Annotated in this window: 26 protein-coding genes; 9 read left to right on the top strand and 17 right to left on the bottom strand. The window is 66.4% G+C overall.

Features of this window, described 5'->3' with window-relative positions:
- Positions 1–2: 2 nt before the first annotated feature.
- The 4 genes from ACE3TQ_RS07290 to ACE3TQ_RS07275 all read right to left on the bottom strand — a co-directional run bounded on the left by ACE3TQ_RS07290 (position 3) and on the right by ACE3TQ_RS07275 (position 4,231).
- Positions 3–1,019, bottom strand: a complete 1,017-nt coding sequence (locus tag ACE3TQ_RS07290; protein WP_374581353.1) for a cupin-like domain-containing protein — start codon at positions 1,017–1,019, stop codon at positions 3–5.
- A 62-nt stretch (positions 1,020–1,081) separates the two neighbouring features.
- Positions 1,082–2,764 carry a glycosyl hydrolase family 18 protein gene (locus ACE3TQ_RS07285; RefSeq protein ID WP_374581352.1) on the bottom strand — a complete coding sequence of 561 codons (1,683 nt, stop codon included), beginning with the start codon at positions 2,762–2,764 and terminating at the stop codon, positions 1,082–1,084.
- 222 nt (positions 2,765–2,986) lie between these two features.
- Positions 2,987–3,700 carry a substrate-binding periplasmic protein gene (locus ACE3TQ_RS07280; protein WP_374581351.1) on the bottom strand — a complete coding sequence of 238 codons (714 nt, stop codon included), beginning with the start codon at positions 3,698–3,700 and terminating at the stop codon, positions 2,987–2,989.
- A 3-nt stretch (positions 3,701–3,703) separates the two neighbouring features.
- Positions 3,704–4,231 (bottom strand): PadR family transcriptional regulator, encoded by a 528-nt coding sequence (locus ACE3TQ_RS07275; protein WP_374581350.1) that lies wholly within the window; start codon positions 4,229–4,231, stop codon positions 3,704–3,706.
- A gap of 136 nt (positions 4,232–4,367) precedes the next feature.
- Here ACE3TQ_RS07275 and ACE3TQ_RS07270 point away from each other — a divergent pair, with 136 nt between their 5' ends.
- Positions 4,368–6,389 carry an FAD-dependent oxidoreductase gene (locus ACE3TQ_RS07270; protein WP_374581349.1) on the top strand — a complete coding sequence of 674 codons (2,022 nt, stop codon included), beginning with the start codon at positions 4,368–4,370 and terminating at the stop codon, positions 6,387–6,389.
- An 11-nt stretch (positions 6,390–6,400) separates the two neighbouring features.
- The gene (locus tag ACE3TQ_RS07265; RefSeq protein ID WP_374581348.1) at positions 6,401–6,826 is read left to right on the top strand and encodes a nuclear transport factor 2 family protein; all 426 of its coding nucleotides are present in this window, start codon (positions 6,401–6,403) and stop codon (positions 6,824–6,826) included.
- Here the strand turns inward: ACE3TQ_RS07265 and ACE3TQ_RS07260 are convergent.
- Positions 6,823–7,368: a MarR family winged helix-turn-helix transcriptional regulator gene (locus ACE3TQ_RS07260; RefSeq protein ID WP_374581347.1), complete on the bottom strand. Its 546-nt coding sequence runs from the start codon at positions 7,366–7,368 to the stop codon at positions 6,823–6,825. The genes ACE3TQ_RS07265 and ACE3TQ_RS07260 overlap by 4 nt on opposite strands.
- 68 nt (positions 7,369–7,436) lie before the next feature.
- On the opposite strand from ACE3TQ_RS07260, the gene ACE3TQ_RS07255 reads away from it, so the two are divergent.
- A complete protein-coding gene (locus ACE3TQ_RS07255) occupies positions 7,437–8,300 on the top strand; it encodes an EamA family transporter (RefSeq protein ID WP_374581346.1) in 864 nt (287 codons plus the stop codon).
- Positions 8,300–8,917, top strand: coding sequence for a nitroreductase family protein (locus ACE3TQ_RS07250; RefSeq protein WP_374581345.1), 618 nt, complete (start codon positions 8,300–8,302; stop codon positions 8,915–8,917). The genes ACE3TQ_RS07255 and ACE3TQ_RS07250 overlap by 1 nt, the downstream gene beginning before the upstream one ends.
- A 5-nt stretch (positions 8,918–8,922) precedes the next feature.
- Here the strand turns inward: ACE3TQ_RS07250 and ACE3TQ_RS07245 are convergent, their stop codons facing one another.
- A complete protein-coding gene (locus tag ACE3TQ_RS07245; protein WP_374581344.1) occupies positions 8,923–9,795 on the bottom strand; it encodes a DMT family transporter in 873 nt (290 codons plus the stop codon).
- Between the two features lie 90 nt (positions 9,796–9,885).
- On the opposite strand from ACE3TQ_RS07245, the gene ACE3TQ_RS07240 reads away from it, so the two are divergent.
- Together ACE3TQ_RS07240 and ACE3TQ_RS07235 are read left to right on the top strand one after the other, a co-directional pair.
- The gene (locus ACE3TQ_RS07240) at positions 9,886–10,764 is read left to right on the top strand and encodes a LysR family transcriptional regulator (protein ID WP_374581342.1); all 879 of its coding nucleotides are present in this window, start codon (positions 9,886–9,888) and stop codon (positions 10,762–10,764) included.
- Positions 10,764–11,351 (top strand): YdeI family protein, encoded by a 588-nt coding sequence (locus ACE3TQ_RS07235; RefSeq protein ID WP_374581341.1) that lies wholly within the window; start codon positions 10,764–10,766, stop codon positions 11,349–11,351. Before ACE3TQ_RS07240 ends, ACE3TQ_RS07235 begins: the two co-directional genes overlap by 1 nt.
- Here the strand turns inward: ACE3TQ_RS07235 and ACE3TQ_RS07230 are convergent.
- Positions 11,318–11,788: a DUF2269 family protein gene (locus ACE3TQ_RS07230; protein ID WP_374581340.1), complete on the bottom strand. Its 471-nt coding sequence runs from the start codon at positions 11,786–11,788 to the stop codon at positions 11,318–11,320. The two genes, ACE3TQ_RS07235 and ACE3TQ_RS07230, sit on opposite strands and share 34 nt — an antisense overlap.
- 87 nt (positions 11,789–11,875) lie before the next feature.
- Here ACE3TQ_RS07230 and ACE3TQ_RS07225 point away from each other — a divergent pair, with 87 nt between their 5' ends.
- Positions 11,876–12,343: a hypothetical protein gene (locus ACE3TQ_RS07225; protein WP_374581339.1), complete on the top strand. Its 468-nt coding sequence runs from the start codon at positions 11,876–11,878 to the stop codon at positions 12,341–12,343.
- Positions 12,344–12,352: 9 nt separating this feature from the next.
- Here the strand turns inward: ACE3TQ_RS07225 and ACE3TQ_RS07220 are convergent, their stop codons facing one another.
- Entirely contained in the window at positions 12,353–15,472 is a 3,120-nt protein-coding gene (locus ACE3TQ_RS07220; protein ID WP_374581338.1) for a response regulator, read from the bottom strand.
- Positions 15,473–15,598: 126 nt separating this feature from the next.
- On the opposite strand from ACE3TQ_RS07220, the gene ACE3TQ_RS07215 reads away from it, so the two are divergent.
- Both ACE3TQ_RS07215 and ACE3TQ_RS07210 read left to right on the top strand, forming a co-directional pair.
- Positions 15,599–15,808 (top strand): DUF2892 domain-containing protein, encoded by a 210-nt coding sequence (locus ACE3TQ_RS07215; protein WP_374581337.1) that lies wholly within the window; start codon positions 15,599–15,601, stop codon positions 15,806–15,808.
- A 1-nt stretch (position 15,809) separates the two neighbouring features.
- Complete coding sequence (locus tag ACE3TQ_RS07210; protein ID WP_374581336.1) at positions 15,810–16,328, top strand: RNA polymerase sigma factor; 519 nt, start codon at positions 15,810–15,812, stop codon at positions 16,326–16,328.
- 10 nt (positions 16,329–16,338) lie between these two features.
- Here ACE3TQ_RS07210 and ACE3TQ_RS07205 read toward each other — a convergent pair whose 3' ends face one another.
- From ACE3TQ_RS07205 to ACE3TQ_RS07165, 9 genes are all read right to left on the bottom strand, one after another.
- Positions 16,339–16,878 carry a FixH family protein gene (locus ACE3TQ_RS07205; protein WP_374581335.1) on the bottom strand — a complete coding sequence of 180 codons (540 nt, stop codon included), beginning with the start codon at positions 16,876–16,878 and terminating at the stop codon, positions 16,339–16,341.
- An 11-nt stretch (positions 16,879–16,889) separates the two neighbouring features.
- Entirely contained in the window at positions 16,890–18,257 is a 1,368-nt protein-coding gene (gene ccoG, locus ACE3TQ_RS07200) for a cytochrome c oxidase accessory protein CcoG (protein ID WP_374581334.1), read from the bottom strand.
- Positions 18,258–18,273: 16 nt separating this feature from the next.
- Complete coding sequence (gene ccoP, locus ACE3TQ_RS07195) at positions 18,274–19,209, bottom strand: cytochrome-c oxidase, cbb3-type subunit III (RefSeq protein ID WP_374581333.1); 936 nt, start codon at positions 19,207–19,209, stop codon at positions 18,274–18,276.
- Positions 19,202–19,348, bottom strand: coding sequence for a CcoQ/FixQ family Cbb3-type cytochrome c oxidase assembly chaperone (locus ACE3TQ_RS07190; RefSeq protein WP_161024142.1), 147 nt, complete (start codon positions 19,346–19,348; stop codon positions 19,202–19,204). The genes ccoP and ACE3TQ_RS07190 overlap by 8 nt, the downstream gene beginning before the upstream one ends.
- 1 nt (position 19,349) lies before the next feature.
- Entirely contained in the window at positions 19,350–19,964 is a 615-nt protein-coding gene (ccoO, locus tag ACE3TQ_RS07185) for a cytochrome-c oxidase, cbb3-type subunit II (protein WP_374581332.1), read from the bottom strand.
- An 11-nt stretch (positions 19,965–19,975) separates the two neighbouring features.
- Positions 19,976–21,400 (bottom strand): cytochrome-c oxidase, cbb3-type subunit I, encoded by a 1,425-nt coding sequence (gene ccoN / locus ACE3TQ_RS07180; RefSeq protein ID WP_374581331.1) that lies wholly within the window; start codon positions 21,398–21,400, stop codon positions 19,976–19,978.
- Positions 21,401–21,479: 79 nt separating this feature from the next.
- Positions 21,480–21,626, bottom strand: a complete 147-nt coding sequence (gene ccoS / locus ACE3TQ_RS07175) for a cbb3-type cytochrome oxidase assembly protein CcoS (RefSeq protein ID WP_374581330.1) — start codon at positions 21,624–21,626, stop codon at positions 21,480–21,482.
- Between the two features lie 5 nt (positions 21,627–21,631).
- The gene (locus ACE3TQ_RS07170; protein ID WP_374581329.1) at positions 21,632–24,103 is read right to left on the bottom strand and encodes a heavy metal translocating P-type ATPase; all 2,472 of its coding nucleotides are present in this window, start codon (positions 24,101–24,103) and stop codon (positions 21,632–21,634) included.
- A complete protein-coding gene (locus tag ACE3TQ_RS07165) occupies positions 24,100–24,861 on the bottom strand; it encodes a sulfite exporter TauE/SafE family protein (protein WP_374581328.1) in 762 nt (253 codons plus the stop codon). The genes ACE3TQ_RS07170 and ACE3TQ_RS07165 overlap by 4 nt, the downstream gene beginning before the upstream one ends.
- Positions 24,862–24,868 lie beyond the last annotated feature (7 nt).

The raw sequence follows: 24,868 nt of genomic DNA, 5'->3' as shown, positions 1-24,868 counted from the left end.
TATTAGAAATCGTGGTTGTTCGGATAGCTGCTGTAAAAATCGTTATCCCAGCGGAAGTGCGTCGCCGAGATGGTCAGTGAGACATCCAGCGCCTCGACGAAATGCCACCAGCCCACCGGCAGGAAGAGGATTTCGCCAGGCGCCAGTTCGCAGTCGATGACAGGCACGCCTGCCATCGAGGGAAAGCGCTGCAGGTCGATGGCGCGGCCATCGACGGGGGTGAAGCAATGACGCTGGTTCTGCAACTTCGGCGTCTCGCATGGCGCGATCAGGCGCACGCGTTTGCGGCCCATCACCTGGATCATGAAGTTGTTGGTCAGGTCGTGATGGAAAGGCGTCACGGTGCCCGCCGGCCCCAGCCAGAAGAAGCCTTTGCGTTCGCCATCCAGGTACTCCGGCAGCAGCGGCATGTCCTGCCACAGTTCGGCCAGCGCCTGCCGGTTGCAGCCGTCGTTGTTGGCCGTCATGTAGAAGTCGTTGGTGGCGCCGCTGCCGCGCACCAGCGCCACGTAATCGCGGAAGCGCATGCGGCGCTTGTGCGCAATGCTGTTCATCTCGTAGTCCGCATCGGCATTGCGGCCGAACTGCACTTCCACTTCCCGCTCGCCGAACTGCGTGGCCAGCCACTCCAGCGTCCAGCGGCTGCGGGCCGGCCAGTCGTCCAGCATGCCGGTGATGATCACGGGCCGGTTGAGCAGGTAATGGTCCTGCAGGAAGGCTGCGCCCGACAGACGCTCGCGGCGCGGCAATTCCTGCGGCGCCAAGCGGTTCAGGCGCGCCTGGATGCCGAGCAGCCAGTCGCGCTTCGCCAGGCGGTTATGCAGGCGCTGTACGCCATGCAGGTAGGGGCTTTGCATGGCCGCCAGGATCTCGGCCTGCGCCACCTGCGGCGGGATACCGGACTGGCCCAGGATGCCGGCCAGCTTCTCCGGCGCGTGGCCCAGCATCAGGTTTTCAGCGATCCAGCGCCGCCATTCGTCGCTGATGCCAATGTGGTGCACCGTCGCACGACGTTTCATAAGAGTCTCCGGAAAAAGAATGCCGGCGGCGTAGGGGGCGCCGCCGGCATCGGGAGAAAGGGCTAGCGCCCTTTCCAGACCTCGCTGGTCAGCGCGCCGTTGGCGTCGGAGTCCAGCTGCCAGGTGAAGGCGCCGCGCAGGCCCTGGTCGCGCATGTACTGCATCTTGCTGTTGATGACGGTCTGGTCGTCGTAGCTCCACCATTCGCCGGTGCTGGTGTAGAGGAAGAGCTGCTTGGTCACCGGGTGGTACCAGCGCTGGCCGGTTTTGTTGCGCAAGGTTTTATAGTCCTCGTTGCCCGGCTCCCAGGTGCCGGGTGCGCCGCCGGTGGCGGCCTGGTACAAGCCGTTGCCGTTCGGGCCCGCCGTAACGCCTTTCCATCCGCGCCCGTAGAACGGGATGCCAAGCAGGATCTTGTCCTTCGGCATTCCGGCCGCCACCAGCTCGGCGACGGCGTCGCTGATGTTGTACTTGAGCAGGTTGCCGGTCGAGGGATCGGCCGGGTCGCGTACCAGCGGGGCGTGGAAGTTGGTGCGCGACTCCCAGGCGCCGTGGAAGTCATAGGTCATCACGTTGACCCAGTCCATGTACTGCGCGTACTGGCCCGGCTCGGTGTTGGCGATCTTGTCGACGCCGGCGCCAATGGCGGCGGTCAGGGCATAACGCTTGCCGTCGAGGGCGCCCTGCGCGTCGAGCTGCGCGCGGAACTCCGCCATCAGCAGCGTGAAGTTGCGCTTGTCGTTGACGGTATCGACCGTGTTGTAGACCTGGCCGCCACCGCCTGGGTATTCCCAGTCGATGTCGATGCCATCGAACACGCCCTTCGCCGAACCGGGGCCGCCGCGCCCGTCCTGCACCGGCAGGTCGCCGGCGATGAACAGCTTCACGCACGATTTGGCCAGCTGCTTGCGCAGGGCGTCGGTCTTGGCGGCGGCCGAGAAGAATTTCGACCAGCTCCAGCCGCCCAGCGAGATGAACACCTTCAGCTTCGGATGCTGCTGCTTCAACAGCTTCAGTTGCTGGAAGTTGCCGGACAGCGGTGCGTCCCACGGTACGGCCTGGCCGTTGACGGTGCGCCGCGGCTGGCGCTGGTAGTCGGCATAGGCATCGCCGCCGGTGCCGGCTTGCGGCGAGGTCGGGTTGTCGTTGCCGACTTCAGTGCGGGTCACCATGTCGCATTCGTAGCCGCCGTTCTTCTGGTACACGTTGCCGAAGGCGTAGTTGATGAAGGTGAGCTGGTCGGCAATGCTGGTCTGCACGCCGTTGACCGGGGTCTTCGTGGTGTGGATGTCGGCCACTTCGTAGTCGCGGCCATACACGCCCCATTGCGCGAAATAAGAACCGATCTCGCGGCCCGTTGGCGTCGGAGTCGGCGTAGGAGTGGGCGTAGGAGTCGGGGTTGGCGTCGGAGTCGGGGTCGGGGTCGGGGTTGGCGTGGGTGTTGGAGTCGGCGTAGGCGTCGTGGCCTGCAGCTCCCACGGCCCCCACTGCTCGGTGCCTGGCACATTGTTCTGCGTCCACCATTTCGCCTTGTAGACGGCGCCGTTGTAGGTGACGCACATGCCCGCCGTGTAGATTGCACTGCTGCTCCAGGCCGGACAGGAATCCGCCACCGCCGCCGCAGCAGCCTTCATGCGCGCAGGCGTTTGCGTCGTTGTGCTGCCTTCATTGCCGCCGCCGCAAGCGGCCAGCATGCTCCCCGTCAAACCGGCTATAAGGAAGCTTCTCGAAACTTTCCGTTCCATTTGTCTCCTCCATCGTCATCGTGGTTGTGGTCTGCCTTCTTTTTTTCAGGGTGGGGCGGGCACAATTGGTAGTCAAGTGGTTTTGGAAAATGCTTCCAATCTAAGACCAGTTGCGGAAAAGAATGTACCGTTGAAGACGGTGCGGGAGGGGCGTTTGAGAGCGTGGGGACGATGTCTCAAATGAGACATTTTGTTAAACGGTGAATACCACCAGCGGGCAAGTCACAGAGTGGTATGGCGCGCCTGGATGCGCTCGATGGTCTTATCGGCCTGCATCTGCTTGAGGATGCGCGTCAGCTCGGGCACCAGCGCCGCATGCTTGCTGTTGACGTAATGATAAGCCGGGAAGGACGCCAGCGGCGGCGCCAGCATCGTCACGCCCTCCAGCTTCAGCCCGCGCACGATGGCCATGCCCGATGCACGGTGGCTCAGCACCAGGTCCGTGCGACCCATCACCAGCTTGGTGAAGGCCTGCTCCAGGTTCGGTACCGGTTCGACCCGCATGCCCTTGGTGTTTTCTTCGGCGATCTTGTTGCCGCGTACGAAGCCAATCGTATAAGGGCGCAAGCTTTCCCAGCCGTTGACCACCAAGCTGGTGCCGCGCGAGAAGATCACCAGTTCAAACGTCAGCAAAGGAACGGGCACGATCACCAGGTTGGGGTACTGCCGATCCAGGCCCAGTTTGCGGTACAGCTCACCATCTGTTTTGCCGGCATTGGCGTACATGAGCGCCCGTTCGCCGGGCAGCCGCTGCACTTTGACCTCGCGCCCCAGGCGCCGGTACGCCTCCCGCAGCACCAGCTCGGCGATGGTGGCGGCAGGGTCGTTGCCGTCCAGGGTGGACAGGCTCATCACCGGCAGGGATTTCGCCAGTGCCGGTGCGCGGACAGCCATCGTCGCCAGCACCGCAGTCCCCAGGAAGACGCGGCGCTGCATGCCTTAGCCTTCCAGCACGCGCAAAGCTTCGCGCGCCATATTGATCGCCAGCTCCTCCTGCGCGATGCCGCCTTTCAGCAGCACGTATTGCAGGCGGCGCTCGCGCGAATCCGTGTCGCTGGCAAAGTCGCGCTCCTCGAAGCTGCGGTACAGCGCCAGTTTCTGCTCGTGCAGGGCCAGGTGGCGCCGCATTTCATCGGCCAGGCCCGCCGGGCCCACCGCCGCCTCGGCGCGGATACGCACCATCAGCGCATCGCGCTGCGGGCGCGGCTCCTCGCTCTCGGCGATCCAGCGCCGCAGCTCGGCGGTACCGGCCGGCAGGACCTGGTAGACGCGTTTGCGGCCGCGGCCCGTTTCGGCGGGCAGGGACTCGATCCAGCCGGCTTCCTCCAGCCGCGCCAGTTCGCGGTAAATCTGCTGGTGGGTGGCAGCCCAGAAAAAACCGATGGACTTATCGAAGCGCCGGGCCAGTTCCGAACCGGAACCGGCTCGTTCGGAAAGGGAGGTCAGCAGCGCGTGAGGCAAAGACATGGCAGGAAAACATGGTGAAGTTGGCACCATCTTGCCTGAGCGCGCGGCAGGCCCGCAACAATTCTTTATGCAACCAGTTGCATAGACGCTGCCTCCGGGCTATATTTGTGCAACTAGTTGCATAATGAGGACGCCAATGAACCGCTACCCACACCTTCTCTCCCCCCTCGACCTGGGCTTTACCACCCTGAAAAACCGCGTGATCATGGGTTCCATGCACGTTGGCCTGGAAGAGGAGGAGAACGGCTTCGAGCGCATGGCGGCCTTCTATGCCGAGCGCGCGCGCGGCGAAGTGGGCCTGATCGTCACCGGCGGCATCGCCCCGAATGAAGCGGGCCGGCCATGGAAAGCGGGCGCCAAGCTGACCACCGGCGAAGAAGTGGCGCAGCACCGCAAGGTGACCGCCGCCGTGCACGCGGAAGGCGGCAAGATCGCCATGCAGATCCTGCACTTCGGCCGCTACGCCTACCACCCGAAACTGGTGGCCCCGAGCGCGATCAAGGCGCCGATCAACCAGTTCACCCCGCACGAGCTGTCCGGCGAAGAGGTGGTGCAGACCATCGAAGACTACGCCCAGTGCGCCGTGCTGGCGCGCGAAGCCGGTTACGACGGCGTGGAAATCATGGGCTCCGAGGGCTACCTGATCAACGAATTCATCGCCGCCCGCACCAACCAGCGCACGGACGAATGGGGCGGCAGCTATGAAAACCGCATGCGCTTCCCGGTCGAAATCGTGCGCCGTGTGCGCGAGCGCGTGGGCCAGGACTTCATCATCATCTACCGCCTGTCCATGCTGGACCTGGTGGAAGGCGGCTCCTCGCTGGAGGAAGTGGTGCAGCTGGCGCAAGCCATTGAAAAGGCCGGCGCCACCATCCTCAACACCGGCATCGGCTGGCACGAAGCGCGCATCCCGACCATCGCCACCAAGGTGCCGCGCGCCGGCTTCGCCTGGGTCACCAAGAACCTGATGGGCAAGGTCGGCATCCCGCTGGTGGCCACCAACCGCATTAACACGCCGGAAGTGGCCGAAGGCATCCTGGCCGAAGGCGCTGCGAACATGGTCTCCATGGCGCGCCCCTTCCTGGCCGACGCCTTCTTCATGCAAAAGGCGCGCGAAGACCGCGCCGCCGAAATCAACACCTGCATCGGCTGCAACCAGGCCTGCCTGGACCATACTTTCTCCGGCAAGATCACGTCCTGCCTGGTCAACCCGCGCGCCTGCCACGAAACGGAGCTGGTTATCGCCCCGGCGCAGCAGAAAAAGCGCATCGCCGTGGTCGGCGCCGGCCCTGCGGGCCTGAGCTTCGCCACCACCGCCGCCTCGCGCGGCCATGACGTGACCCTGTTCGACGCCGCCAGCGAGATCGGCGGCCAGTTCAACGTCGCCAAGCGCGTGCCTGGCAAGGAAGAGTTCAACGAAACCCTGCGCTACTTCGGCCGCCAGATCGAGCTGACCGGCGTCAAACTGCACCTGGACACCCGCGTCGACGCGCCGACCCTGGCCGCCGGCGGCTACGACGACATCGTGCTGGCGACCGGCGTCACGCCGCGCACCCCGCCGATCGAAGGCATCGACCACCCGAAAGCGCTGGGCTACCTGCAGGTGCTGCGCGACGGTGCACCGGTCGGCAAGAACGTGGCGGTGATCGGCGCCGGCGGCATCGGCTTCGACGTGTCCGAATTCCTGACCCACGAAGGCAAGAGCGCCAGCCTGGTGCCGGAGAAGTTCTTCGCCGAATGGGGCATCGACGAGCAGTACAAGGACCGCGGCGGCCTGCGCGCGCCGCAAGTGCATCCATCGCCGCGCCAGGTGCACCTGATGCAGCGCAAGACCAGCAAGGTCGGCGACGGCCTGGGCAAGACCACCGGCTGGATCCACCGCACCGGCCTGAAAGCCAAGCGCGTGGCCATGCATTCCGGGGTAAGCTACGACCGCATCGACGACGCCGGCCTGCACGTCACGGTGGAAGGCCAGCAGCAGGTGCTGCCTGTGGATAATGTGATTGTCTGCGCCGGCCAGGAGCCGCTGCGCGAGCTGCAGCAAGGCCTGCTGGACGCCGGCTGCAAGGTTCACCTGATCGGCGGCGCCGACGTGGCCGCCGAACTGGATGCGAAACGCGCCATCAACCAAGGCACCCGACTGGCTGCCGCCATTTAAGGAGTAAGCCCATGCAGTTGCAACCCGCCGTCGCAGCATCGCTTGAAAGCTGGCACCGCATGGTCGCCAGCGGCGACCTGTCCGCCCTGCCCTCGATTGTGGATGCGGATGCGGTATTCCGCTCGCCGGTGGCCAACAAGCCTTACGCCAGCGCGCAGGCGGTGGTGCTGGTGCTGAACACCGCCTACCAGGTGTTCGAGAACTTCACCTACCACCGCGAACTGGCCACCGACGATGGCCTGAGCGTGGTGCTGGAGTTCAGCGCCAATGTCGGCGATAAGCAGCTGAAGGGCATCGACTTCATCCGCTTCAACGAAGCGGGCAAGATCGTCGACTTCGAAGTGATGGTGCGCCCGCTCAGCGGCCTGCAGGCACTGGGCGAGGCCATGGGCGCTCGCATCGGCGCCCAGGTTGGCGCTTTCAAGGCGCCGGCTTAAGCGGAACTGCCGGGAGCCTCAGGCTCCAGCATCGCCAGCAAGCGGCGCAGCTGCGTATCCAGCGACGCCGCCGCATCGGCCTCCAGCGGGGCCATGATGCGCTTTTCATTCTCCACGTGCGCCAGCAGGGCGCGTTCCACCAGTTCCAGCCCGGACGGCGACAGCTGCACCAGCATGCTGCGCGCATCGTCCGGGTTCGGCTTGCGCAGCACCCAGCCGGCCGCTTCCAGCTTCTGCAGGCGGTGCGTCATGGTGCCGGACGTGACCATCAGCTGCGAGAACAGGGCGGTCGGCGCCAGCTGGTAAGGGGCGCCCGAGCGGCGCAGCGACGCCAGCACATCGAACTCCCAGGTACTCAGGCCGAATTGCTCGAACGTCGCGTCCAGCCGGCGGTGCATCAGCGCTGAACAGCGGTTCAGGCGCCCGATCACGCCCATCGGTCCCACATCCAGGTCGGGCATCTCGCGCGCCCATTGCTCCAGGAAAAAATCGACTTTATCCACAGCGGTCTCCGAAAAGGCTATGGGGACGATTATAACCATTTATCTCGATTTCAAGATAAATCTGCTACACTTCTGAATATCTCGATTTCAAGATAAATCTGGCTACCATGAAAAAGTTCCCGCTATTGGACACCGCGCTGACCGCGCTGGCCCCCGCCATCTGGGGTTCCACCTACGTCATCGTGACCGAAGTGCTGCCCGCCGGGCGGCCGTTTACCGCCGCCGCCGTGCGCGCCCTGCCGGCCGGCCTGCTGCTGGTGCTGTTTGCCGGCCGCATGCTGCCGCGCCACCTGTGGGCCAAGGTCGCTGCCCTGGCCGCCCTGAATATCGGCGCTTTCCAGGCCCTGCTGTTCGTCGCCGCCTACCGTTTGCCGGGCGGCCTCGCCGCCGTGCTAGGCGCCATCCAGCCCATCGTGATCATGGGCCTGGCCTGGGGCTGGGAGGGCCGCCGCCCGCAGCTGGTGGCGATGCTGGCCGCCGTCGCCGGCGTGGCCGGCATGGCCGCCCTGCTGCTGTCGCCGAATGCGCAATGGGACGCCATCGGCGTCGCCGCCGCCTTGATTGGCGCGCTCAGCATGGCTACCGGCAACTGGCTGGCGCGCCGCTGGAAAACCGGCCTGCCGGTGATCGAACTGGCCGGCTGGCAGCTGCTGCTGGGCGGCCTGATGCTGGCGCCGCTGGCGCTGCTGGCCGACCCGCCCTTCCCGCCGTCGCTGGCGACCAGTGAAATCCTGGGCTACGCCTACCTGTCGCTGGTGGGTGCGCTGCTGGCCTACCTGCTCTGGTTCCGTGGCCTGACCCGCCTGTCGCCGGTGGCCGTGTCCTCGCTTGGCCTGCTGAGCCCGGCCACCGCCGTGGTACTGGGCTGGGCCCTGCTGGGCCAGGCCCTGGGCGGCACCGCCCTCGCCGGCCTGGCCGTGGTGCTGGGCAGCGTGCTGACCCTGCAGCTGAAAATGCAGGAGGTGAAATAATGGCCAGCTCCATCAAGGACTTGATCGAAGCGCGCGTCTCGGCCAATTACTTCGACCCGGCGGCGCCGGTGAGCGACGCGCAAGTAGCGGAACTGGTGCGCCTGGCGACCCTGGCGCCTTCTGCCTTCAACGTGCAGAACTGGCAGTTTGTCGCGGTGCGCTCGCGGGAAGCGCGCGAGAAGTTGCGCGACCTGTCCTTCGGACAGCAGAAAGTTGCGGATGCGCCGGTCACCTTCATCATCAGCGGCACGCTGCGCGCGCACGACCAGGTGGCGGCGGCGCTGAAACCGGCTGTGGATAAAGGCATACTTATCCAGCCCGTGGTCGACAGCTGGACGCGCATGGCCCATGGTTCCATGGCCGGCGATGAACGCGCCCAGCGCGATGAAGCCCTGCGCTCCGCCTCGCTGGCTGGCATGACCATGATCCTGGCCGCCGAAGGCATGGGCCTGTCCAGCTGCGCCATGACGGGCTTCGACGCGGCGGCGGTGCACGCCGCCTTTGGCCTGGGCCCGGACGAGGTGCCCGTCATGCTGCTGGCGGTCGGCTACGCGGCGCAGGGCAACTGGCCGCAGAAGCCGCGCCGCCCGCTGGCGGACGTCCTGCGTTTTGCCTGAAGCCGTTACCGGTTGGTGATGGTGACGCCGGTGGCTACCAGCAGGCCGCCGGCCACCATCGACGCCATCACCTGCTCGCCCAGCATCAGCGCCGCGAGCGACACACCGAACACCGGCACCAGGTTGTTGAACACTGCCGTGCGGGCCGGACCCAGGGCTTTTACGCCCTCATACCACCAGACAAAAGCCACCACCGTGCCAAAGGCGCCCAGGTAGGTGACCGACGCCCATACCTGCCAGCCCAGCGCAGTCCAGGCCACGCCGGGCAGCTCGCGCGAGGCGGCGATCAGCAGGAAGCCCAGGCCCCACAGCGAGGCATAGGTGGTGGCGGCAATCGGCGACAGGCCTTTCAGTGCCGCGCGTCCCACCAGGGTGTAGGCGGCCCAGCACGAGACCGCGCCCAGCATCATCAATTCCCCCAGGCCGATCGACCGGCTGATGTCGTGCATGGCAGCCAGCGGCTCGCCGCGCGTGATCAGCACGGCGGCGCCGACGAAGGCGATGCCGATGCCGGCCCATTTCTGCCAGGTCAGGCGCTCGCGCAGCACGGCGGCGGCGGCCAGCGCCGTCACGATCGGGTTGATGGCGATGAACAGCGCCGAGCGGCTGGCCTCCATCTGGCCCAGCGCCGAGAAGAAGCAGAAGTTGTACAGGAAGATGCCGGTCAGGCCCAGCGCCGCCGTGGCGCCCAGCTGCTGCATGGACAGGCGCGGCAGGCCGCCCTCGCGCTGCCACGCCAGCACCAGCAGCAGCGCCGCCGCGATGGAGAAGCGGATGGCGGCGGCCGTCAGCGGCGGCAGTGCATTCGAGACAATATGGCCGGCGATGAAGGTGCCGCCCCAGATCAGGGTGCAGGCGATCAGTTTCAGGTAAATCATGGCAGTGGGCCTTGCGTGTCAGTGAAGGAGCTTATACATTAATGCTAATCACAGTTCATGCGGAAATGAGTAAAAGCTCATGAGGAATCGATGACCTTCACCCAACTGGAAATCTTTGCCCTGGTGGCGGAATTGCGCGGCTTCACCGCCGCCGCCCTGCGCCTGGGCGTCAGCCAATCGGCCGTCTCGCACGCCATCAAGTCGCTGGAGCAGGAACTGGGCGTGCAGCTGATCGAACGCCAGGGCGCCGTGGCCGACGTCACGGAGCTGGGCCAGCGCCTGCTGGTGCGCGCGCGCGAGATCCTCGGCCTGGCGGAATCGATGCGGCAGGAAGTGGCGCTGGCCAGCGGCCTGAATAAAGGCTTGCTGCGCATCGGCTCCTTCGGCCCCACGTCCTCGCTCAAGCTGCTGCCGGCCATCCTCGATGTGTTCCGCCAGCGCTATCCGGCCATCGAAGTGCGCATCGACGAAGGCACCGACGACGATACCCTGCAATGGATCCTCGACCGCCGCGTCGATATCGGCTTTGTCCAGCAGCCCGACGACCGCTTCGATATCGTCGATCTGGTGGAGGACCAGATGGTGGCCCTGCTGCCTGCCGGCCACCCGCTGGCCGCCAAGGCGGCGCTTACCGCGCACGACCTGGCGCCCGAACCCTTCATCATGCCCGACGCCGGCTGCTCGACCCTGATCGAGCCGCTGTTCGCGGCGCAGGGCCTGTGTCCGCAGGTGCGCTACCGCATGTCGCAGGTGCTGACGGTGCTGGGCATGGTGGCGCGCGGCGACGGCGTGTCTGGCATGGCGGAGCTGGCGCTGCCGGTCGACCTGGCCAGCAGCCACCCCGGCATTGCCGTGCGGCCGTTTTCGCCGCCGGTACGGCGCCGCGTCGGGCTGGCGCTGCGCAACCTGGCGCAGGCCTCGCCCGCCGCCAAAGCCTTTGTTGAAGTGGCACGTAAAGTGAGGCTGTAATGGAGCAGCAATTATTCGCAGACGGCAAAGCATGGTGGGACTGGCTGGCGCAGCAGCACGCCGCCTCGCCCGGCATCTGGATGAAGATCGCCAAGAAAGGCGCGCCGGAAAGCTCGGTGCAGTATCCGGAGGCGCTCGACGCCGCCCTGTGCTTCGGCTGGATCGACGGACAGAAAAAGAGCATCGACGCCCACTACTGGCTGCAGAAGTTCACCCCGCGCGCCAAACGCAGCATCTGGTCCAAAGTCAACCGCGAGAAGGTGCAGGCGCTGGCCGCCAAGGGCCTGCTGCAGCCGGCCGGGCTGGCCGAGGTGGAACGCGCCAAACAGGACGGGCGCTGGGACGCAGCCTACGACTCGTCGAGCGCGGCCGAAGTACCGCCCGACCTGCAGGCGGCGCTGGATGCCAACGCCACCGCGCGCGCCAACTTCGCCCGGCTCAGTGGGCAGAACCGCTATGCCATCCTGTTCCGCACGCACCAGGCCAAGCGCGCCGAAACGCGGGCCCGGCGCATCGCCGGCTTTGTCGCCATGCTGGCGGACGGCGCGGCGATTTATCCCCAGGACGGCTTCACCACCATCAAGTAGAACACGGCAATGAAGGCGAAGAATGCCGGGATGCCAAGCGCCACCCAGGCGCGGAAATAGCGCCAGAACTGGCCGGGCAGCGGTGCGCCCTGCTGCATCGCGTGCGCGGCCAGGTCGCGCATCCTGATCTGCAGCCAGACCACGGGCAGCCAGCACAGCAGCGCGACCACGAACAGCACGACAGACCAGTGCAGCCAGGGCGTGCGCATCGGGTAGCCCGCCAGGTGGACCAGGTAAAAGCCGGTCAGCGGCTGCGCGACCATGGTGACGCCGGTGAACAGCCAGTCCGCGATGACGAGGATGCGGGTCACCACGGCGATGGCCTGCACGTTCCTGCTGATGGCGGCAAACAGCAGGTACCAGGCGGAGCCGATGCCGGTGCCGAACAGCAGCGTCGACGAGAGGATGTGCAGCCATTTGACGATCAGGTATTCCATGCTGCGTTTCCTCCGCTGCGCCACGCCCTGCCGTTTCCCGCTAATGTGGTCCCGTCCCCGGACATTACACGAAAAGGGAGGATCGCCATGGACTCTTGGAGCAAAGCGCTCAGGCAGGGCATGTGGCCCGGCGCCCTGGCCAGCCTGGCCTCGACGCTGGCGCTGGCCGCCTGCGGCAAGCGGGAAACCGGCAGCGTGTTCGCCGGCGTGAATGCGGTCAGCCACTGGATCTGGGGTAAGCCGGCCACGCGCGCCGACGCGCCGTCGCTCAAGCACACGCTGGTCGGTTACCTGATCCACCATGGCGCCGCCGTGTTCTGGGCTGCGCTGTTTGAAAAGACTTGCCGCAAGACGCTGGACAAGAAGGATCTGGCCGGCACCGCGACGGCGGCGGCCGCCGCCACCGCCGTGGCCTGCTTCACCGATTACCAGCTGACGCCGCAGCGCCTGCAGCCCGGTTTCGAGGAACGCCTGTCGCGCCCCGCGCTGCTGCTGGTGTATGCCGCCTTCGGCGTCGGCCTGGCGGCCGGCGCCTGGGCCAACCGGCGCCCTTGAGGCGCGCGCTTACACGTCCTCCTGCTCCAGCCAGCGCCGGCCCTGCGCCAGCACCTGTTCCAGCTCGTAGCGCACCGTCGCCAGCACGCCGGGCAGCGAGTCCGGATTGCCGACGCGGATGGCCGATTCAGCATCCAACGTCGCCTTCACCAGGCGCTTGGCGCCCAGCACGCCCACCGCGCCGCGCAAGCCGTGCAGGATGCGCGCCGCCTCGCCCGGGCGCCCCGAGCGCAGCGCGGCATCGGCGTCGTCCATCGGCTGCATGCCGCCTTCCAGCGCGCCGCGCACCATCTTGAACATGACCGCGCGCCCTTTCTGGTCCTTGCCCATCACGCGCATCAGGCTGTCCATGCTGAACACCTGTTCCGATGCCGCCGCTTCCGGCGGCGCGGCATGGGCGTCGTTGGCAGCCAGTCCCGGGCGCGCCTGCCGCGCCGGCAGGTGGCGCTCGATCACCGACATCATTTCCTCGATCACCACCGGTTTGGCGATGAAGTCGGTGATGCCGGCTTCGGTGCAGCGGTGGCGTTCGGACGTCAGCACGCCGGCGGTCATGGCGATCACCGGCAGGTCCAGTTTCAGCTCGTCGCGGATCATGCGCGTGGCGCTGAAGCCGTCCAGCACCGGCATCTGCATGTCCATCAGCACGATCTGGTAGCGGCTGGCCGCGGCGCGCAGGATATCCACCGCCTGCTGCCCGTCGCCCGCCACGTCGAGCGTGGCGCCGGCGGCCTCCAGGATGCCGCGCGCCACCGCCTGGTTCAGCAGGTTGTCCTCCACCAGCAGGAAATGCACGCCGTGCAGGCGGTTGGCCAGGGCGTTGGAGGCCGCCGCCGCTTCCTCGCTGGTGCCGGTGGCCGCCAGCGCCTGGTGCATGGCATCGAACAGGCTGGATGAGGTGACCGGCTTGACCAGCACCACGTCCACCTCCGGCGCGCTGGCGATCTCGTCCACCTGGGCGCGCGCAAAGGCATTGATAGTCACCACGATGGGCTGGCGGTGGCCGTCCGCCGCCTGGCGGATTTCGCGCGCGGCGGCGCGGCCGTCGGTGCCGGGCATATGCCAGTCGGCCAGCACCACGTCGTAGGGATGCGGGCTGTCCAGGCGCTCGCGGAACAGGCGCAGGGCCGAGGCGCCCGAACTGGCTTCATCGGCATCCCAGCCCCAGGCCTGCAGCAGCTGCACGATCAGCTTGCGGCTGGTGCTGTTGTCGTCCGCCACCAGCACATGCAGCGCGCCGATGGCCGGCTTGCGGCGCGCCTCGCTGCGCTCGGGCAGCACGCCGAACCACAGCTCGAAGCTGAAGGTGCTGCCTTCATGCGGGATGGTCTTGAGCTGGATCTGGCCGCCCATCAGTTCCACCAGGCGGCGCGTGATCGCCAGCCCGAGCCCGGTGCCGCCAAAGCGGCGCGTGATGCTTTCATCGCCCTGCGAGAAGGCGTTGAACAGCTGCGTGGTCTGCAGCTCCGTCATGCCGATGCCGGTGTCGCGCACCTCGAAGCACAGCAGCACGCGGTCGGCCACCCGCACCGCCGCCTTGACCGATACCACCACTTCGCCGTGCTCGGTGAATTTGATGGCATTGCTGGCCAGGTTGGTCAGGATCTGCTGCAGGCGCAGCGCGTCGCCGTGCAGCAGCGTCGGCACGTCCGGATCGACGACGATGGCCAGCTCCAGTTCCTTGTCGCCGGCATTCATGGTCATGGTGGTGGCCAGCGTGGCCATGGCGTCGTCCAGGTCGAAGTCGATCGGCGCCAGTTCCATGCGCCGCGCCTCGATCTTGGAAAAGTCGAGCACGTCGTTCAGGATGCCCAGCAGCGACTGGCCGGAGGAGCGGATCATGGTCAGGTACTTGCGCTGCTGCGCGCTGAGCGAGGTATTGCCCAGCAGGTAGACCATGCCCAGCACGGCATTCATCGGGGTGCGGATCTCATGGCTCATATTGGCCACGAAATCGCTCTTGGCGCGGTTGGCCGCCTCGGCCCGGTCGCGCTCCACTTCCAGCTCGGCGGCGCGCAGGTCGGCTTCCGCCATCAGGGTCCGCGAATGGGCTTCGGCCGCCAGGCGCTCCTGCATCAGGCTGTTGAAGGCTTCCGTCAGCTCGCCGATTTCATCCTTGCGTGTCACCGGTATCGGCGAGAAATTGCCTGGCGCGGCACGCAGTTCCTGGATTGCATTGCGCAGCCGGGCCACCGGCGCCAGCAGCTGCAGCGTGATCCAGCCGATCAGCAAGGCGGCGATGACGGAGGCGGCGATGCCCCACGCCAGCAGGTGCAGCTGCAAGCCTTCGAACGGCTCGAATGCTTCCTGCACCGGCAACACGGTGGCCAGCAGCCAGTCGGTCGATTTCAGGCGCTTGTAGCTGGTCAGGTTGCGGATGCCGGCGGAGTTGGTGCTGATCACCGTGCCTTCAAAGCCTTCGCGCAGCGCGCGCGTGGTGGCCGGGTTGGCGTTGGCGGCGCGCGGCTGCAGGATGCGCGTCGCCTCCGGGTGCACCACATAGATCGACGGTTCGCCCAGCGTGACGGCGAAGAAATAGCCGGTCTTGCCGACTTTGGCGGTGCGCAGGTGGCCCAGGATATTGTCCTTGTACAGGCGCAGCACGCCGGCCAGCACCGCCACCACCTTGCCCTGGTCGTCCAGCACCGGCGCCACCAGCTGCACAATGGGCTGGCCGCTGACCTTGCTCTTGACCGGGCCGGCGATCAGCGGTTTGCGGGTGGCGACCACCTGTTTGAAGTATTCGCGCTCGCCGATCGACACGCCGACCCGGCCCGGTATCAGGGGCACGTCGGCCACCACGGTGCCGTTCGGGTCGAGCAGGATCACGTCGTCGAAGATGGACAGCATGGCACGCTCTTCGTACCAGTCGCGCAGCGCGGCCGGATCGCCCAGCAGGCGGCGCGGCTGCTTGCGCGCGGTCTGGCTGATCACGTCCAGCAGGGCGGTCAGCTTGTCGTCCAGCTCCTCGGCGGTGCGGGTGACGATGGCGTTCTGCTGGGCGAACAGCACCTTGGTGAAATCCTGGCGCAGGCGTTGCGCCTGCAGCACGGTGACCACGGCAATCATCACGATCGACGTGATGCTGGTGGCAAGAGCGACCTTCACATTAATCCCGAGAGGCTTCATTTGCGTCCTTAGGGCGAGGGGCTGTGAGCTAGTGTAATTTATTTTTGTGGCTGAGAATCCAATTGCGTGGCTGCCGCCTCTTAGCTGGTGAGGAATTTCCCTTCACCTGAGAAAAGGAGTGGCAAAATGTTCTATGTTAAAAATGTACCAAGCTGGGAGCGCGTGCTGCGCGTGATGGCGGGCCTGGCCGTGGCGGCCTGGAGTGTGCTGGCCCTGGGCGGGCTGTGGGGCACGCTGCTGGCGCTGTCAGCGGGCGGCATCGTGCTGTCGGGCTTGTTTGGCTTCTGCCCGGCTTGCGCCATGGTGGGCCGCACACTGGATAAGGCGAGGAAATAGGATGGCATTACAGGAACAGCACCAGCCGGTGCTGCAGGCCGCGCACGGCGGCGACCCGGCGGCGCTGGCGAAACTGCTGGCGCTGTGCCAGCCCGATATCCGCCGTTATGCCCAGCGCAATTGCCTGATCAGCGATGTGGACGACGCGGTGCAGGAAGTCTTGCTGGTGATGTCGCGCCGGCTATCGTCCTTGAAGGTACTGGCGGCATTTTCCGGCTGGCTGTTCAAGGTGGTGCAGCGCGAGTGCCGCCGGCTGGGACGGCGCGTGCTGCACTACGATCCGTACGACGAGGAGCGCGCCGAGCAGTGGCTGGCGTCGCACGACGATGCCAGCCTGCGGCTGGAGGTGGTGCAGGCGCTGGAATCGCTGCCGCGCGACTACCTGCAGGTGGTGCTGCTGCGCGACTTTGAGGAACTGAGCATTGCGGAGATCGCGCAGGAGCTGGGACTGACGACTGCGGCCACCAAGAGCCGCCTGCACCGGGCGCGCGCGCTGGCGCGCGAATACCTGGTGGGGTAGCAGGCGGCGCTCAGCGCGCGGCCAACGGGGTCGGGTCGGCGTCGGCGCGGATGGCGATGGCGCGTTCCGCCGGCCATTGCCAGGCGCCTTCCAGGCGCCAGCTGCGGTCCTTGCCTTCCACCAGCACCTGCCAGCGCGAGCGCTCCAGCATCGGCAGCGCCACGCTGAAGTTGCCTGCGGCGTCGGGCCGCGCCAGCAGCACCATATCGCGTGCCGGCTGGGTGGCGTGCTGCAGGCGTATCGACAGCACCTCGCCGTCCAGCGCCTGCTTGGCGCCGATGTGGCCGCGCAGCTGGCCTTGCGCCGCGTCGTAGCCCAGGTCCAGGGCCAGGCCGAGGGCGCTGGCGGCACGGTCGCGCCGCAAGTCCTGGTTGATGGCCTTGCCCTTCTTATAGTAGTCGCCCACCACCAGCGCATCCTGGCTGGTGAAGGCGACGTAGCTGGTGGCGATGCCGGCCACCGCCACCACGGCGGGACCGAGCATCAGCAGCCATGGCCAGCGGTGGGTGTACCAGGGGCCGGCAGCGGCGGGGACGGTGCTTGCGTTCATGCTTTGCTCCTTTAGCGCGGTACGATGAATACCGCCTTTTCCTTGACCGACAGCGACGGGTCGTCGACGGCGGTCAGTTCAATGGCAATCTTGTTCGAGCCGGTTTCGCCCTTGCCGTGCGCCACGCGCAGGCGCACCGGCACGGCGCGCGTCTCGGTCGGGCCCACGGCCACGTCTTCCAGCTCCACCACCTGCAGCGTATCGATGCCGCTGGCGCGCACGCGGTAGGTGTGGCCCTGCTCGGTGGTGTTCATGATCTGCAGGCGGTAGACGTTTTCGATCATGCCGTTCTCCACCTCGCGCCCCATCGAGCCGCGGTCGCGGATCACGTCCAGCTTGAGCGGCGTGCGCAGCGCCAGCGTGGTGAACACGGCGCTGATGAAGAGCAGCAGGCCGGCGGTGTACAGCAGCACGCGCGGACGCATCACGCGCTGGCGGATCTCCTTCGCGCCCAGCCCTTGCTTCATGGCGCGGTCGGTGCTGTAGCGGATCAGGCCGCGCGGCTGCTCGATCTTGTCCATCACGATGTCGCAGGCGTCGATGCAGGCGGCGCAGCCGATGCATTCGTACTGCAGGCCGTTGCGGATGTCGATGCCGACCGGGCACACCTGCACGCACAGCGAACAGTCGATGCAGGAGCCTTCGGCTTTCGGGCCGCGCGGTTCGCCGCGCTTTTCATCGTAGGTGATGATCAGCGAGTCGCGATCGAACATGGCGCTCTGGAAGCGGGCGTAAGGGCACATGTATTTGCACACCTGCTCGCGCATCCAGCCCGCGTTGCCGTAGGTGGCAAAGCTGTAGAACAGCACCCAGAACGTTTCCCACGGGCCGAAATTGAAGGTTTTCGCTTCCCTGGCCAGGTCGTGCAGGGGCGAGAAATAGCTGACGAAAGTGAAGCCGGTCCACAGCGCAAGCAGCAGCCAGGCGGCGTGCTTGCCGCCCTTGCGCCAGATCTTGTCGAACGACAGCGGCGCCTTCTTCAGGCGCATCTGCGCGCTGCGGCTTCCTTCGAATTTGCGTTCGATCCACAGGAACATCTCGGTGTAGACCGTCTGCGGGCAGGAGTACCCGCACCAGACGCGGCCAGCGACCGCCGTGACCAGGAACAGGCCCCAGGCACAGGCGATCAGCATGGCCGCCAGGTAAATGAAGTCCTGCGGCCACAAGACCAGTCCGAAGATGTAGAACTTACGCTGCACCAGGTCGAACAGGATGGCCTGGCGGCCATTCCATTGCAGCCACGGTGCGCCGTAGAACACCAGCTGCGTCAGGATCAGGCAGATCCAGCGCAGGCGGGTGTAGTGTCCTTTCACCTCGCGCGGGAAGATATCCTCGCGCTTGGCGTACATCTTGATGACTTGTGGTGTGGGGGCGTTCATGATGATGCTTCGCTGGTTACTTCATCGCGGTTTTGACTGGCGGGTTGGACAGGCCCCACACATAAGCAGCCAGCACGTGTACCTTGCCTTCGCCGAGGAAGTCCTCGAACGCCGGCATGGTGTTGTTGCGGCCCTTGCGGATGGTTTCCATCACGGTTTCGGCGCTGCCGCCGTACAGCCAGGTCTTGTCGCTCAGGTTAGGCGCGCCGAGTGCCGGGTTGCCTTTGCCGCCCGGGCCGTGGCAGGCCATGCAGGCGCTGAACTTGGACTTGCCCATCACCGATTTGATCGGGTCGTGGGTGCTGTCCGACAGGCTCAGGACATACTGCGCGACATTCTCGATATCCTTCTCGGAACCCACGGCAGCGCCCATCGGCGGCATCACGCCGTGACGGCCTTTCATGATGGTTTCCTTGATGGTGTTCGGTTCGCCGCCGTACAGCCAGTCCTTGTCGGCCAGGTTCGGGAAGCCCTTGTTGCCGCGCGCGTCGGAACCATGGCACTGCGCGCAGTAGGTCAGGAACAGGCGCTCGCCGATGGCGTGCGCTTGCGGGTCGGCCGCCACGGCTTGCAGGTCCTGCGACTTGTACTTGTCGAACAGCGGGCCGTATTGCTTCTCGGCCTTGGCCAGTTCTTCCTTGTGTTCGCCGGTCGAGGTCCAGCCCAGCGAGCCCTTGTAGCTGCCCAGGCCCGGATACAGCCACAGGTAGCCGATCGAGAAGAAGATGGTCAGGTAGAACAGCCACATCCACCAGCGCGGCATCGGCGTATTCAGCTCGGTCAGGTCCTCGTCCCAGATATGGCCGGTGGTGCCGACCTTGCCGTCCACCGACTTCAGGGCCGCGCCCTTGACCGAGGACTGCGACCACAGCAGCACGCCGCAGCCGACGATGCCGATCACGGTCAGGACGACGATGTACAGGTTCCAGAATTCACTGGTGAAATCAGCCATTTTTCTTCTCCTCGTCAGCGAACGGCAGCTGCGCGGCCTCGTCCCAGCGGCCGCGTGCGGCCCACCATACGATGCCGAGGAAGGTGATGAAGGAAACCACCGTCATCACGTTGCTCGCATTGCTAAAAAAGTTTTCCATTTCAGTTCCTCGTCTTGATCACGGTGCCCAGGCCTTGCAGGTAGGCCACCAGTGCATCCTCTTCCGTCTTGTTGGCCAGTTCGGCCGGTGCGGCAGCGATTTCCTCTTCGGTGTACGGGTCGCCCATGCGCTTCAGTGCGCGCATCTTCGGCACCACGTCCTCCGGCTTCAGCTTGGTCTTGGCCAGCCACGGGTAGTTCGGCATGTTCGATTCCGGCACCACGTCGCGCGGGTTGTTCAGGTGGGTGCGGTGCCACTCGTCGGAGTAGCGGCCGCCCACGCGCGCCAGGTCGGGACCGGTGCGCTTGGAACCCCACTGGAACGGGCGGTCGTACACAAACTCGCCCGCCACCGAATAGTGGCCGTAACGCTCGGTCTCGGCGCGGAACGGGCGGATCATCTGCGAGTGGCAGGTGTAGCAGCCTTCGCGCACATAGATGTCGCGGCCGGTCAGGCGCAGCGCGGAGTAGGGCTTCAGGCCCGCCACCGGCTCGGTGGTCGACTTCTGGAAGAACAGCGGGATGATCTCCACCGCGCCGCCCACCGATACCACCAGCGTGACCAGGACGATCAGCAGCCAGGGATTCTTCTCAATCCATTCATGGGAAAATTTCATATTCAACTCCGTTATGCAGCCAGGCTCAGTTCAGGGATGCGTGCACGTGGGGTTTCGCGGCCTTTCAGGGTCATCCAGGCGTTGTAAGCCATGACGCACATGCCGCCCAGGTACAGCAGGCCGCCCACCACGCGTACCACGTAGTACGGATAGCTTGCTTTCACGCTTTCCACGAAGGTGTAGGTCAGGGTGCCGTCGGCGTTGACCGCGCGCCACATCAGGCCCTGCATCACACCGGCGATCCACAGTGCGGCGATGTACAGCACGACGCCGATGGTGGCGACCCAGAAGTGCAGGTCGATCAGCTTGGTCGAGTACATCTTGTCCTGGCCGGCCAGGCGCGGGATCAGGTAGTAGATCGAGCCCATGGTGATGAAGCCAACCCAGCCCAGCGCGCCGCCGTGTACGTGGGCGATGCCCCAGTCGGTGTAGTGCGACAGTGCGTTGACGGTCTTGATCGACATCATCGGGCCTTCGAAGGTGGCCATGCCGTAGAACGACAGCGAGACGATCATCAGCTTCAGGATCGGGTCGGTGCGCAGCTTGTGCCATGCGCCGGACAGGGTCATGATGCCGTTGATCATGCCGCCCCAGCTTGGCGCCAGCAGGATCAGGGAGAACACCATGCCCAGCGACTGCGCCCAGTCAGGCAGCGCGGTGTACTGCAGGTGGTGCGGACCGGCCCACATATAGGTGAAGATCAGGGCCCAGAAGTGCACGATCGACAGCTTGTAGGAGTACACAGGACGCTCGGCCTGTTTCGGGATGAAGTAGTACACCATGCCCAGGTAGCCGGCGGTCAGGATGAAGCCCACCGCATTGTGGCCGTACCACCACTGGATCATCGCGTCCTGCACGCCGGAGTACATGGAGTAGGACTTGAACAGCGAAGCCGGCATCGACATCGAGTTCACCACGTGCAGCAGGGTAACCGCCAGGATATAGCCGCCGAAGAACCAGTTGGCGACGTAGATGTGCTTGACCTTGCGCTTGATGATGGTGCCGAAGAACACCACGGCGTAGGCGATCCACACCACGGCGATCAGAATCGAGATCGGCCATTCCAGTTCAGCGTATTCCTTGCCGCGGGTCAGGCCCATTGGCAGGGTGACAACGGCCGACAGGATCACGGCTTGCCAGCCCCAGAAGGTGAAGGCGGCCAGCTTGTCGGAGAACAGGCGCACCTGGCAGGTACGCTGCACCACGTAGTACGAGGTGGCAAACAGGCCGCTGATGCCGAATGCGAAGATCACTGCATTGGTGTGCAGCGGACGCAGGCGGCCGTAGGTCAGCCAGGGGATGTCGAGGTTGAGGGCGGGCCAGGCCAGCTGGGCGGCGATGATGACGCCGACCAGCATGCCCACAACGCCCCACACGATGGTGGCGATCGCGAATTGCTTCACGACCTTGTAGTTGTAGTCCAGTGATTGATCCACTTTGAATTCTCCAGGGAGGACACTTTGATGAGGTATGTCAAAGGTTACCTAGGAGCACTTCAAAAAAACATGACGTGGATCAAATCCGGTCGTTGTCCTGTAAAACTCGGATGGCGGGACCCACCATGTCGTCGAACTGGCCGTCGTCGGAGGCCTTGAAGAACAGCCACAGCGCGCCGAACACCAGGCCGACGCTGATCGGTATGAGCAGATAAAGTGATTCCATTTTTGTTAACTCCTGCGCAGGCGGAGGGCGTTAAGGATGACGATGGCGGAGCTGGCCGCCATGCCGACGCCCGACAGCCATGGGTTGAGCAAGCCAATCGCTGCGGCCGGAATGGCCAGCACGTTGTACAGCGTGGCCCAGGCCAGGTTCTGGCGGATCACGCGCATGGTGCGGCCGGCGCTGCGGGCGGTATCGACCAGCAGCGGCAGGCGCGCGTCGAGCAGCACGCAGTCGGCGTGCACTTGTGCCAATGTTGCACCGCTGCCCATGGCGAAGGAGACGTCGGCGGCGCTCAGCACGGCGGCGTCGTTGATGCCGTCGCCCACCATCGCCACCACCGCGCCCTGTGCCTGCAGCGCCTGCACATAGGCCAGTTTGGCCTCCGGCATGCAGTCGCCGATGGCTTCATCGATGCCCAGCTGCGCGGCCACGCTGGCCGCCAGCGCCTGCTGGTCGCCGCTGAGCAGGATGACCTGTTTGCCCTGCTTCTGGAAAAATTCCACCGTGGCGCGCGCATCGGCGCGCAGCGCGTCGCTGACCTGGAAGCGTCCCAGCCAGCGCCCCTGCATGCCGAGCCAGACCGCCGTCAGCGGCGCGTCCGGCGCATGGGCGTCGCGCGCCACGCGCGGCGCGCCGCTGCCGGTGATGCCGGCCACGTAGGCGGCGGTGCCGAGGCGGTAGCGCACGCCGTTGACCATGCCTTCCATGCCCTGCCCGGCCAGCTCCTGCAGCCCGCTGGCGCCGGCTGCACCGGCGCCATGGGCCGCCGCCGCCGCGCTGATGGCGCGCGCGATCGGATGCGCGCTGCCCGCCTCCAGCGCTCCTGCCACGCGCAGGATGCCGATGATGCGCGCGCCGTCGATGGCGTCCACGCTCTGCACGGTGGGGCGGCCCTCGGTCAGCGTGCCCGTCTTGTCGAATACGATATGGGTGGCGCGGTGCAGCGTTTCCAGCACGTGCGGCTGCACCACCAGCGCGCCCTTGCCGAGCAGGCGGTCGGTCGCCGCCGCCAGCGCCGAAGGCGTGGCCAGCGACAAGGCGCAGGGGCAGGACACCACCAGCACCGCAATCGCCACCGGCCAGGCGCGCGCCGCGTCGTACCAGCTCCAGAAGCCGAAGCTGGCCGCTGCGAACAGCAGCAGCGCGGCCACGAACCAGGATGCGGTGCGGTCGGCCCATTGCGCGATCTGCGGCTTGGCGCTGCCGGCGCGCTCGATCAGTTTCAGCAGGCCGGCCAGGGTGCTGTCGCGGCTTGGCTTCTCGACGCGCAGCACGACCGGGCTGCCGGCGTTGATGGCGCCGCCCGGAACCGCGTCGCCGATTTCCTTGCGCTGCGGCGCGCTCTCGCCGGTCAGCAGCGACAGGTCGACGGCGGTGCTGCCATCCGCCACCACGCAGTCGGCGGCCACCGCCTCGCCCACCTTCACCACGATATGGTCGCCCGCCGCCAGCGCGCTGGCCGGCACGGCGACAGCGTCGCGCGACTCCGGCCAGCAGGCCAGGCGCAGCGCCATCTCCGGCACCGCATGGCGCAGGCGCGAGAGCGCGCTGGCCGCCTTGCGGCGCGCCACCATTTCCAGGTAGCGGCTGGCCAGCAGCAGGAAGATGAACATGGTGACCGAGTCGTAATACACCTCGCCGGCGCCGCGCACGGTCGATACCGCGCTGCCCAGGAAGGCGGCCACGATGCCCAGCGCCACCGGCACATCCATGCCCAGCGCGCGCGCTTTCAGGCTGGCCCAGGCGCCTTTCAGGAAAGGCTGGGCGGAGTAGGCGATAGCGGGCAGGGTCAGCAGCAGGCTGGCCCAGCGCATCAGGCTGGCCATGCCGGCGTCCAGCGTGCCGTCGTCGCCGGCCATGTATTCGGGCGCCACGTACATCATCACCTGCATCATCGACAGGCCGGCCACGAACAGCTGGCGGCCCAGCGTGCGGCTGGCCTTCTGCAGCTGCGCATCGTGGCGCGTGGTGTCGTAGGGCCAGGCGTTGTAGCCGATGCTGCGCACCGCCTCCAGCAGCGCGGCGGCGGTGGTCTTGTCCTTGTGCCAGCGGATGAACAGCTTCTCGGTGGCGACGTTCAGGCTGGCCTGCTGCACGCCGTCCACCTGGCGCAGGCGGTGTTCGATCAGCCACACGCAGGCGGCGCAGCGGATGCCTTCCACCAGCAGCGTGGTTTCGCGCGCATCGCCGTCGTCGATGATGTTGGGGTCGTCTTCCGGCAGCGCCAGGGCGGCCGGCACCAGGCCGGCAGCGCTGGCGGGCGCGGCGGCGCCGCTGGCAGCGCCCGGGCCGGCCGCATAGCCGCTGCGCTCGCGGTAATAGCTCGACTGGCCGATGTCCACGATGGTCTGCGCCACCGCGGCGCAGCCGGGGCAGCACATGGCGCGCTGGACGCCGTCGATGTCGACATGCCAGTTGGCGCTGGCGGCCACCGGCTGGCCGCAGTGGAAGCAGGCGGCGATTTCATTCATCATCATGGCTGCACCGTCAGGCAGAGGAGATCGAGCCAGCCGTGCTGGCTGCCGCTGGCCGCGCGCACCATGCCGAGCAGGCCGAAACCCAGCACCAGCAGGCCGCAGGCCAGGCGCACGGCGCGCTGCTGCAGGTACTGGCGCAGCTGGGCGCCGGCCATGCCCATGGCCAGCAGCATCGGCAGCGTGCCCAGGCCGAAGGCGCCCATCACCAGCGCGCCGTCCAGCGCCGAGCCGCTCAGCATGGCGGTCAGCAGCACGCTGTACACCATGCCGCACGGTACCCAGCCCCACAGGCCGCCCAGGGCCAGGGCCTTGAGCGGCGTATCCATCGGCACCAGTGGCTTGACCAGCGGCTGCAGGCGGCGCCACAGCACGCCGCCAGCCGCTTCGATGCGCGCCAGGCCGCGCCAGGCGTCCATCAGGTACAGCCCCATGGCGACCAGCATCAGGTTGGCCATCCAGTAGCCGGCCAGCTGCAAGGCCGACACGCGCGCCAGGCTGGCAACGCTGCCCGCCAGGCCGCCGGCCATCGCGCCCGCCAGCATATAGCTGCCGATGCGGCCGGCGTTATAGGCCAGCACGTGGCCGGCCGCCGCGCCCGCCGCCGCGCCCGCGCGTACGGGCGCGATCGGGATCACCTGCGCGCGTGCAGCGCCGCTGCGCGGCGCGCCGGCGCTGAACGCGCTGACGATGCCGCCGCACATGCCGGCGCAATGCACGCTGCCGGCGAGGCCGGCAAGCAGGATGGGCAGCAGGTTCATGGCCTCC

Source organism: Pseudoduganella sp. (assembly GCF_041914865.1).
GTDB lineage: Bacteria > Pseudomonadota > Gammaproteobacteria > Burkholderiales > Burkholderiaceae_D > Rugamonas.
This window is presented reverse-complemented; position numbering and strand designations above follow the sequence as displayed.

Coding starts and splice junctions, on each gene's coding strand:
- ACE3TQ_RS07290 (WP_374581353.1), bottom strand. CDS start 1,019: ATGAAACGTCGTGCGACGGTGCACCACATTGGCATCAGCGACGAATGG.
- ACE3TQ_RS07285 (WP_374581352.1), bottom strand. CDS start 2,764: ATGGAACGGAAAGTTTCGAGAAGCTTCCTTATAGCCGGTTTGACGGGG.
- ACE3TQ_RS07280 (WP_374581351.1), bottom strand. CDS start 3,700: ATGCAGCGCCGCGTCTTCCTGGGGACTGCGGTGCTGGCGACGATGGCT.
- ACE3TQ_RS07275 (WP_374581350.1), bottom strand. CDS start 4,231: ATGTCTTTGCCTCACGCGCTGCTGACCTCCCTTTCCGAACGAGCCGGT.
- ACE3TQ_RS07270 (WP_374581349.1), top strand. CDS start 4,368: ATGAACCGCTACCCACACCTTCTCTCCCCCCTCGACCTGGGCTTTACC.
- ACE3TQ_RS07265 (WP_374581348.1), top strand. CDS start 6,401: ATGCAGTTGCAACCCGCCGTCGCAGCATCGCTTGAAAGCTGGCACCGC.
- ACE3TQ_RS07260 (WP_374581347.1), bottom strand. CDS start 7,368: ATGGTTATAATCGTCCCCATAGCCTTTTCGGAGACCGCTGTGGATAAA.
- ACE3TQ_RS07255 (WP_374581346.1), top strand. CDS start 7,437: ATGAAAAAGTTCCCGCTATTGGACACCGCGCTGACCGCGCTGGCCCCC.
- ACE3TQ_RS07250 (WP_374581345.1), top strand. CDS start 8,300: ATGGCCAGCTCCATCAAGGACTTGATCGAAGCGCGCGTCTCGGCCAAT.
- ACE3TQ_RS07245 (WP_374581344.1), bottom strand. CDS start 9,795: ATGATTTACCTGAAACTGATCGCCTGCACCCTGATCTGGGGCGGCACC.
- ACE3TQ_RS07240 (WP_374581342.1), top strand. CDS start 9,886: ATGACCTTCACCCAACTGGAAATCTTTGCCCTGGTGGCGGAATTGCGC.
- ACE3TQ_RS07235 (WP_374581341.1), top strand. CDS start 10,764: ATGGAGCAGCAATTATTCGCAGACGGCAAAGCATGGTGGGACTGGCTG.
- ACE3TQ_RS07230 (WP_374581340.1), bottom strand. CDS start 11,788: ATGGAATACCTGATCGTCAAATGGCTGCACATCCTCTCGTCGACGCTG.
- ACE3TQ_RS07225 (WP_374581339.1), top strand. CDS start 11,876: ATGGACTCTTGGAGCAAAGCGCTCAGGCAGGGCATGTGGCCCGGCGCC.
- ACE3TQ_RS07220 (WP_374581338.1), bottom strand. CDS start 15,472: ATGAAGCCTCTCGGGATTAATGTGAAGGTCGCTCTTGCCACCAGCATC.
- ACE3TQ_RS07215 (WP_374581337.1), top strand. CDS start 15,599: ATGTTCTATGTTAAAAATGTACCAAGCTGGGAGCGCGTGCTGCGCGTG.
- ACE3TQ_RS07210 (WP_374581336.1), top strand. CDS start 15,810: ATGGCATTACAGGAACAGCACCAGCCGGTGCTGCAGGCCGCGCACGGC.
- ACE3TQ_RS07205 (WP_374581335.1), bottom strand. CDS start 16,878: ATGAACGCAAGCACCGTCCCCGCCGCTGCCGGCCCCTGGTACACCCAC.
- ccoG (WP_374581334.1), bottom strand. CDS start 18,257: ATGAACGCCCCCACACCACAAGTCATCAAGATGTACGCCAAGCGCGAG.
- ccoP (WP_374581333.1), bottom strand. CDS start 19,209: ATGGCTGATTTCACCAGTGAATTCTGGAACCTGTACATCGTCGTCCTG.
- ACE3TQ_RS07190 (WP_161024142.1), bottom strand. CDS start 19,348: ATGGAAAACTTTTTTAGCAATGCGAGCAACGTGATGACGGTGGTTTCC.
- ccoO (WP_374581332.1), bottom strand. CDS start 19,964: ATGAAATTTTCCCATGAATGGATTGAGAAGAATCCCTGGCTGCTGATC.
- ccoS (WP_374581330.1), bottom strand. CDS start 21,626: ATGGAATCACTTTATCTGCTCATACCGATCAGCGTCGGCCTGGTGTTC.
- ACE3TQ_RS07170 (WP_374581329.1), bottom strand. CDS start 24,103: ATGATGATGAATGAAATCGCCGCCTGCTTCCACTGCGGCCAGCCGGTG.
- ACE3TQ_RS07165 (WP_374581328.1), bottom strand. CDS start 24,861: ATGAACCTGCTGCCCATCCTGCTTGCCGGCCTCGCCGGCAGCGTGCAT.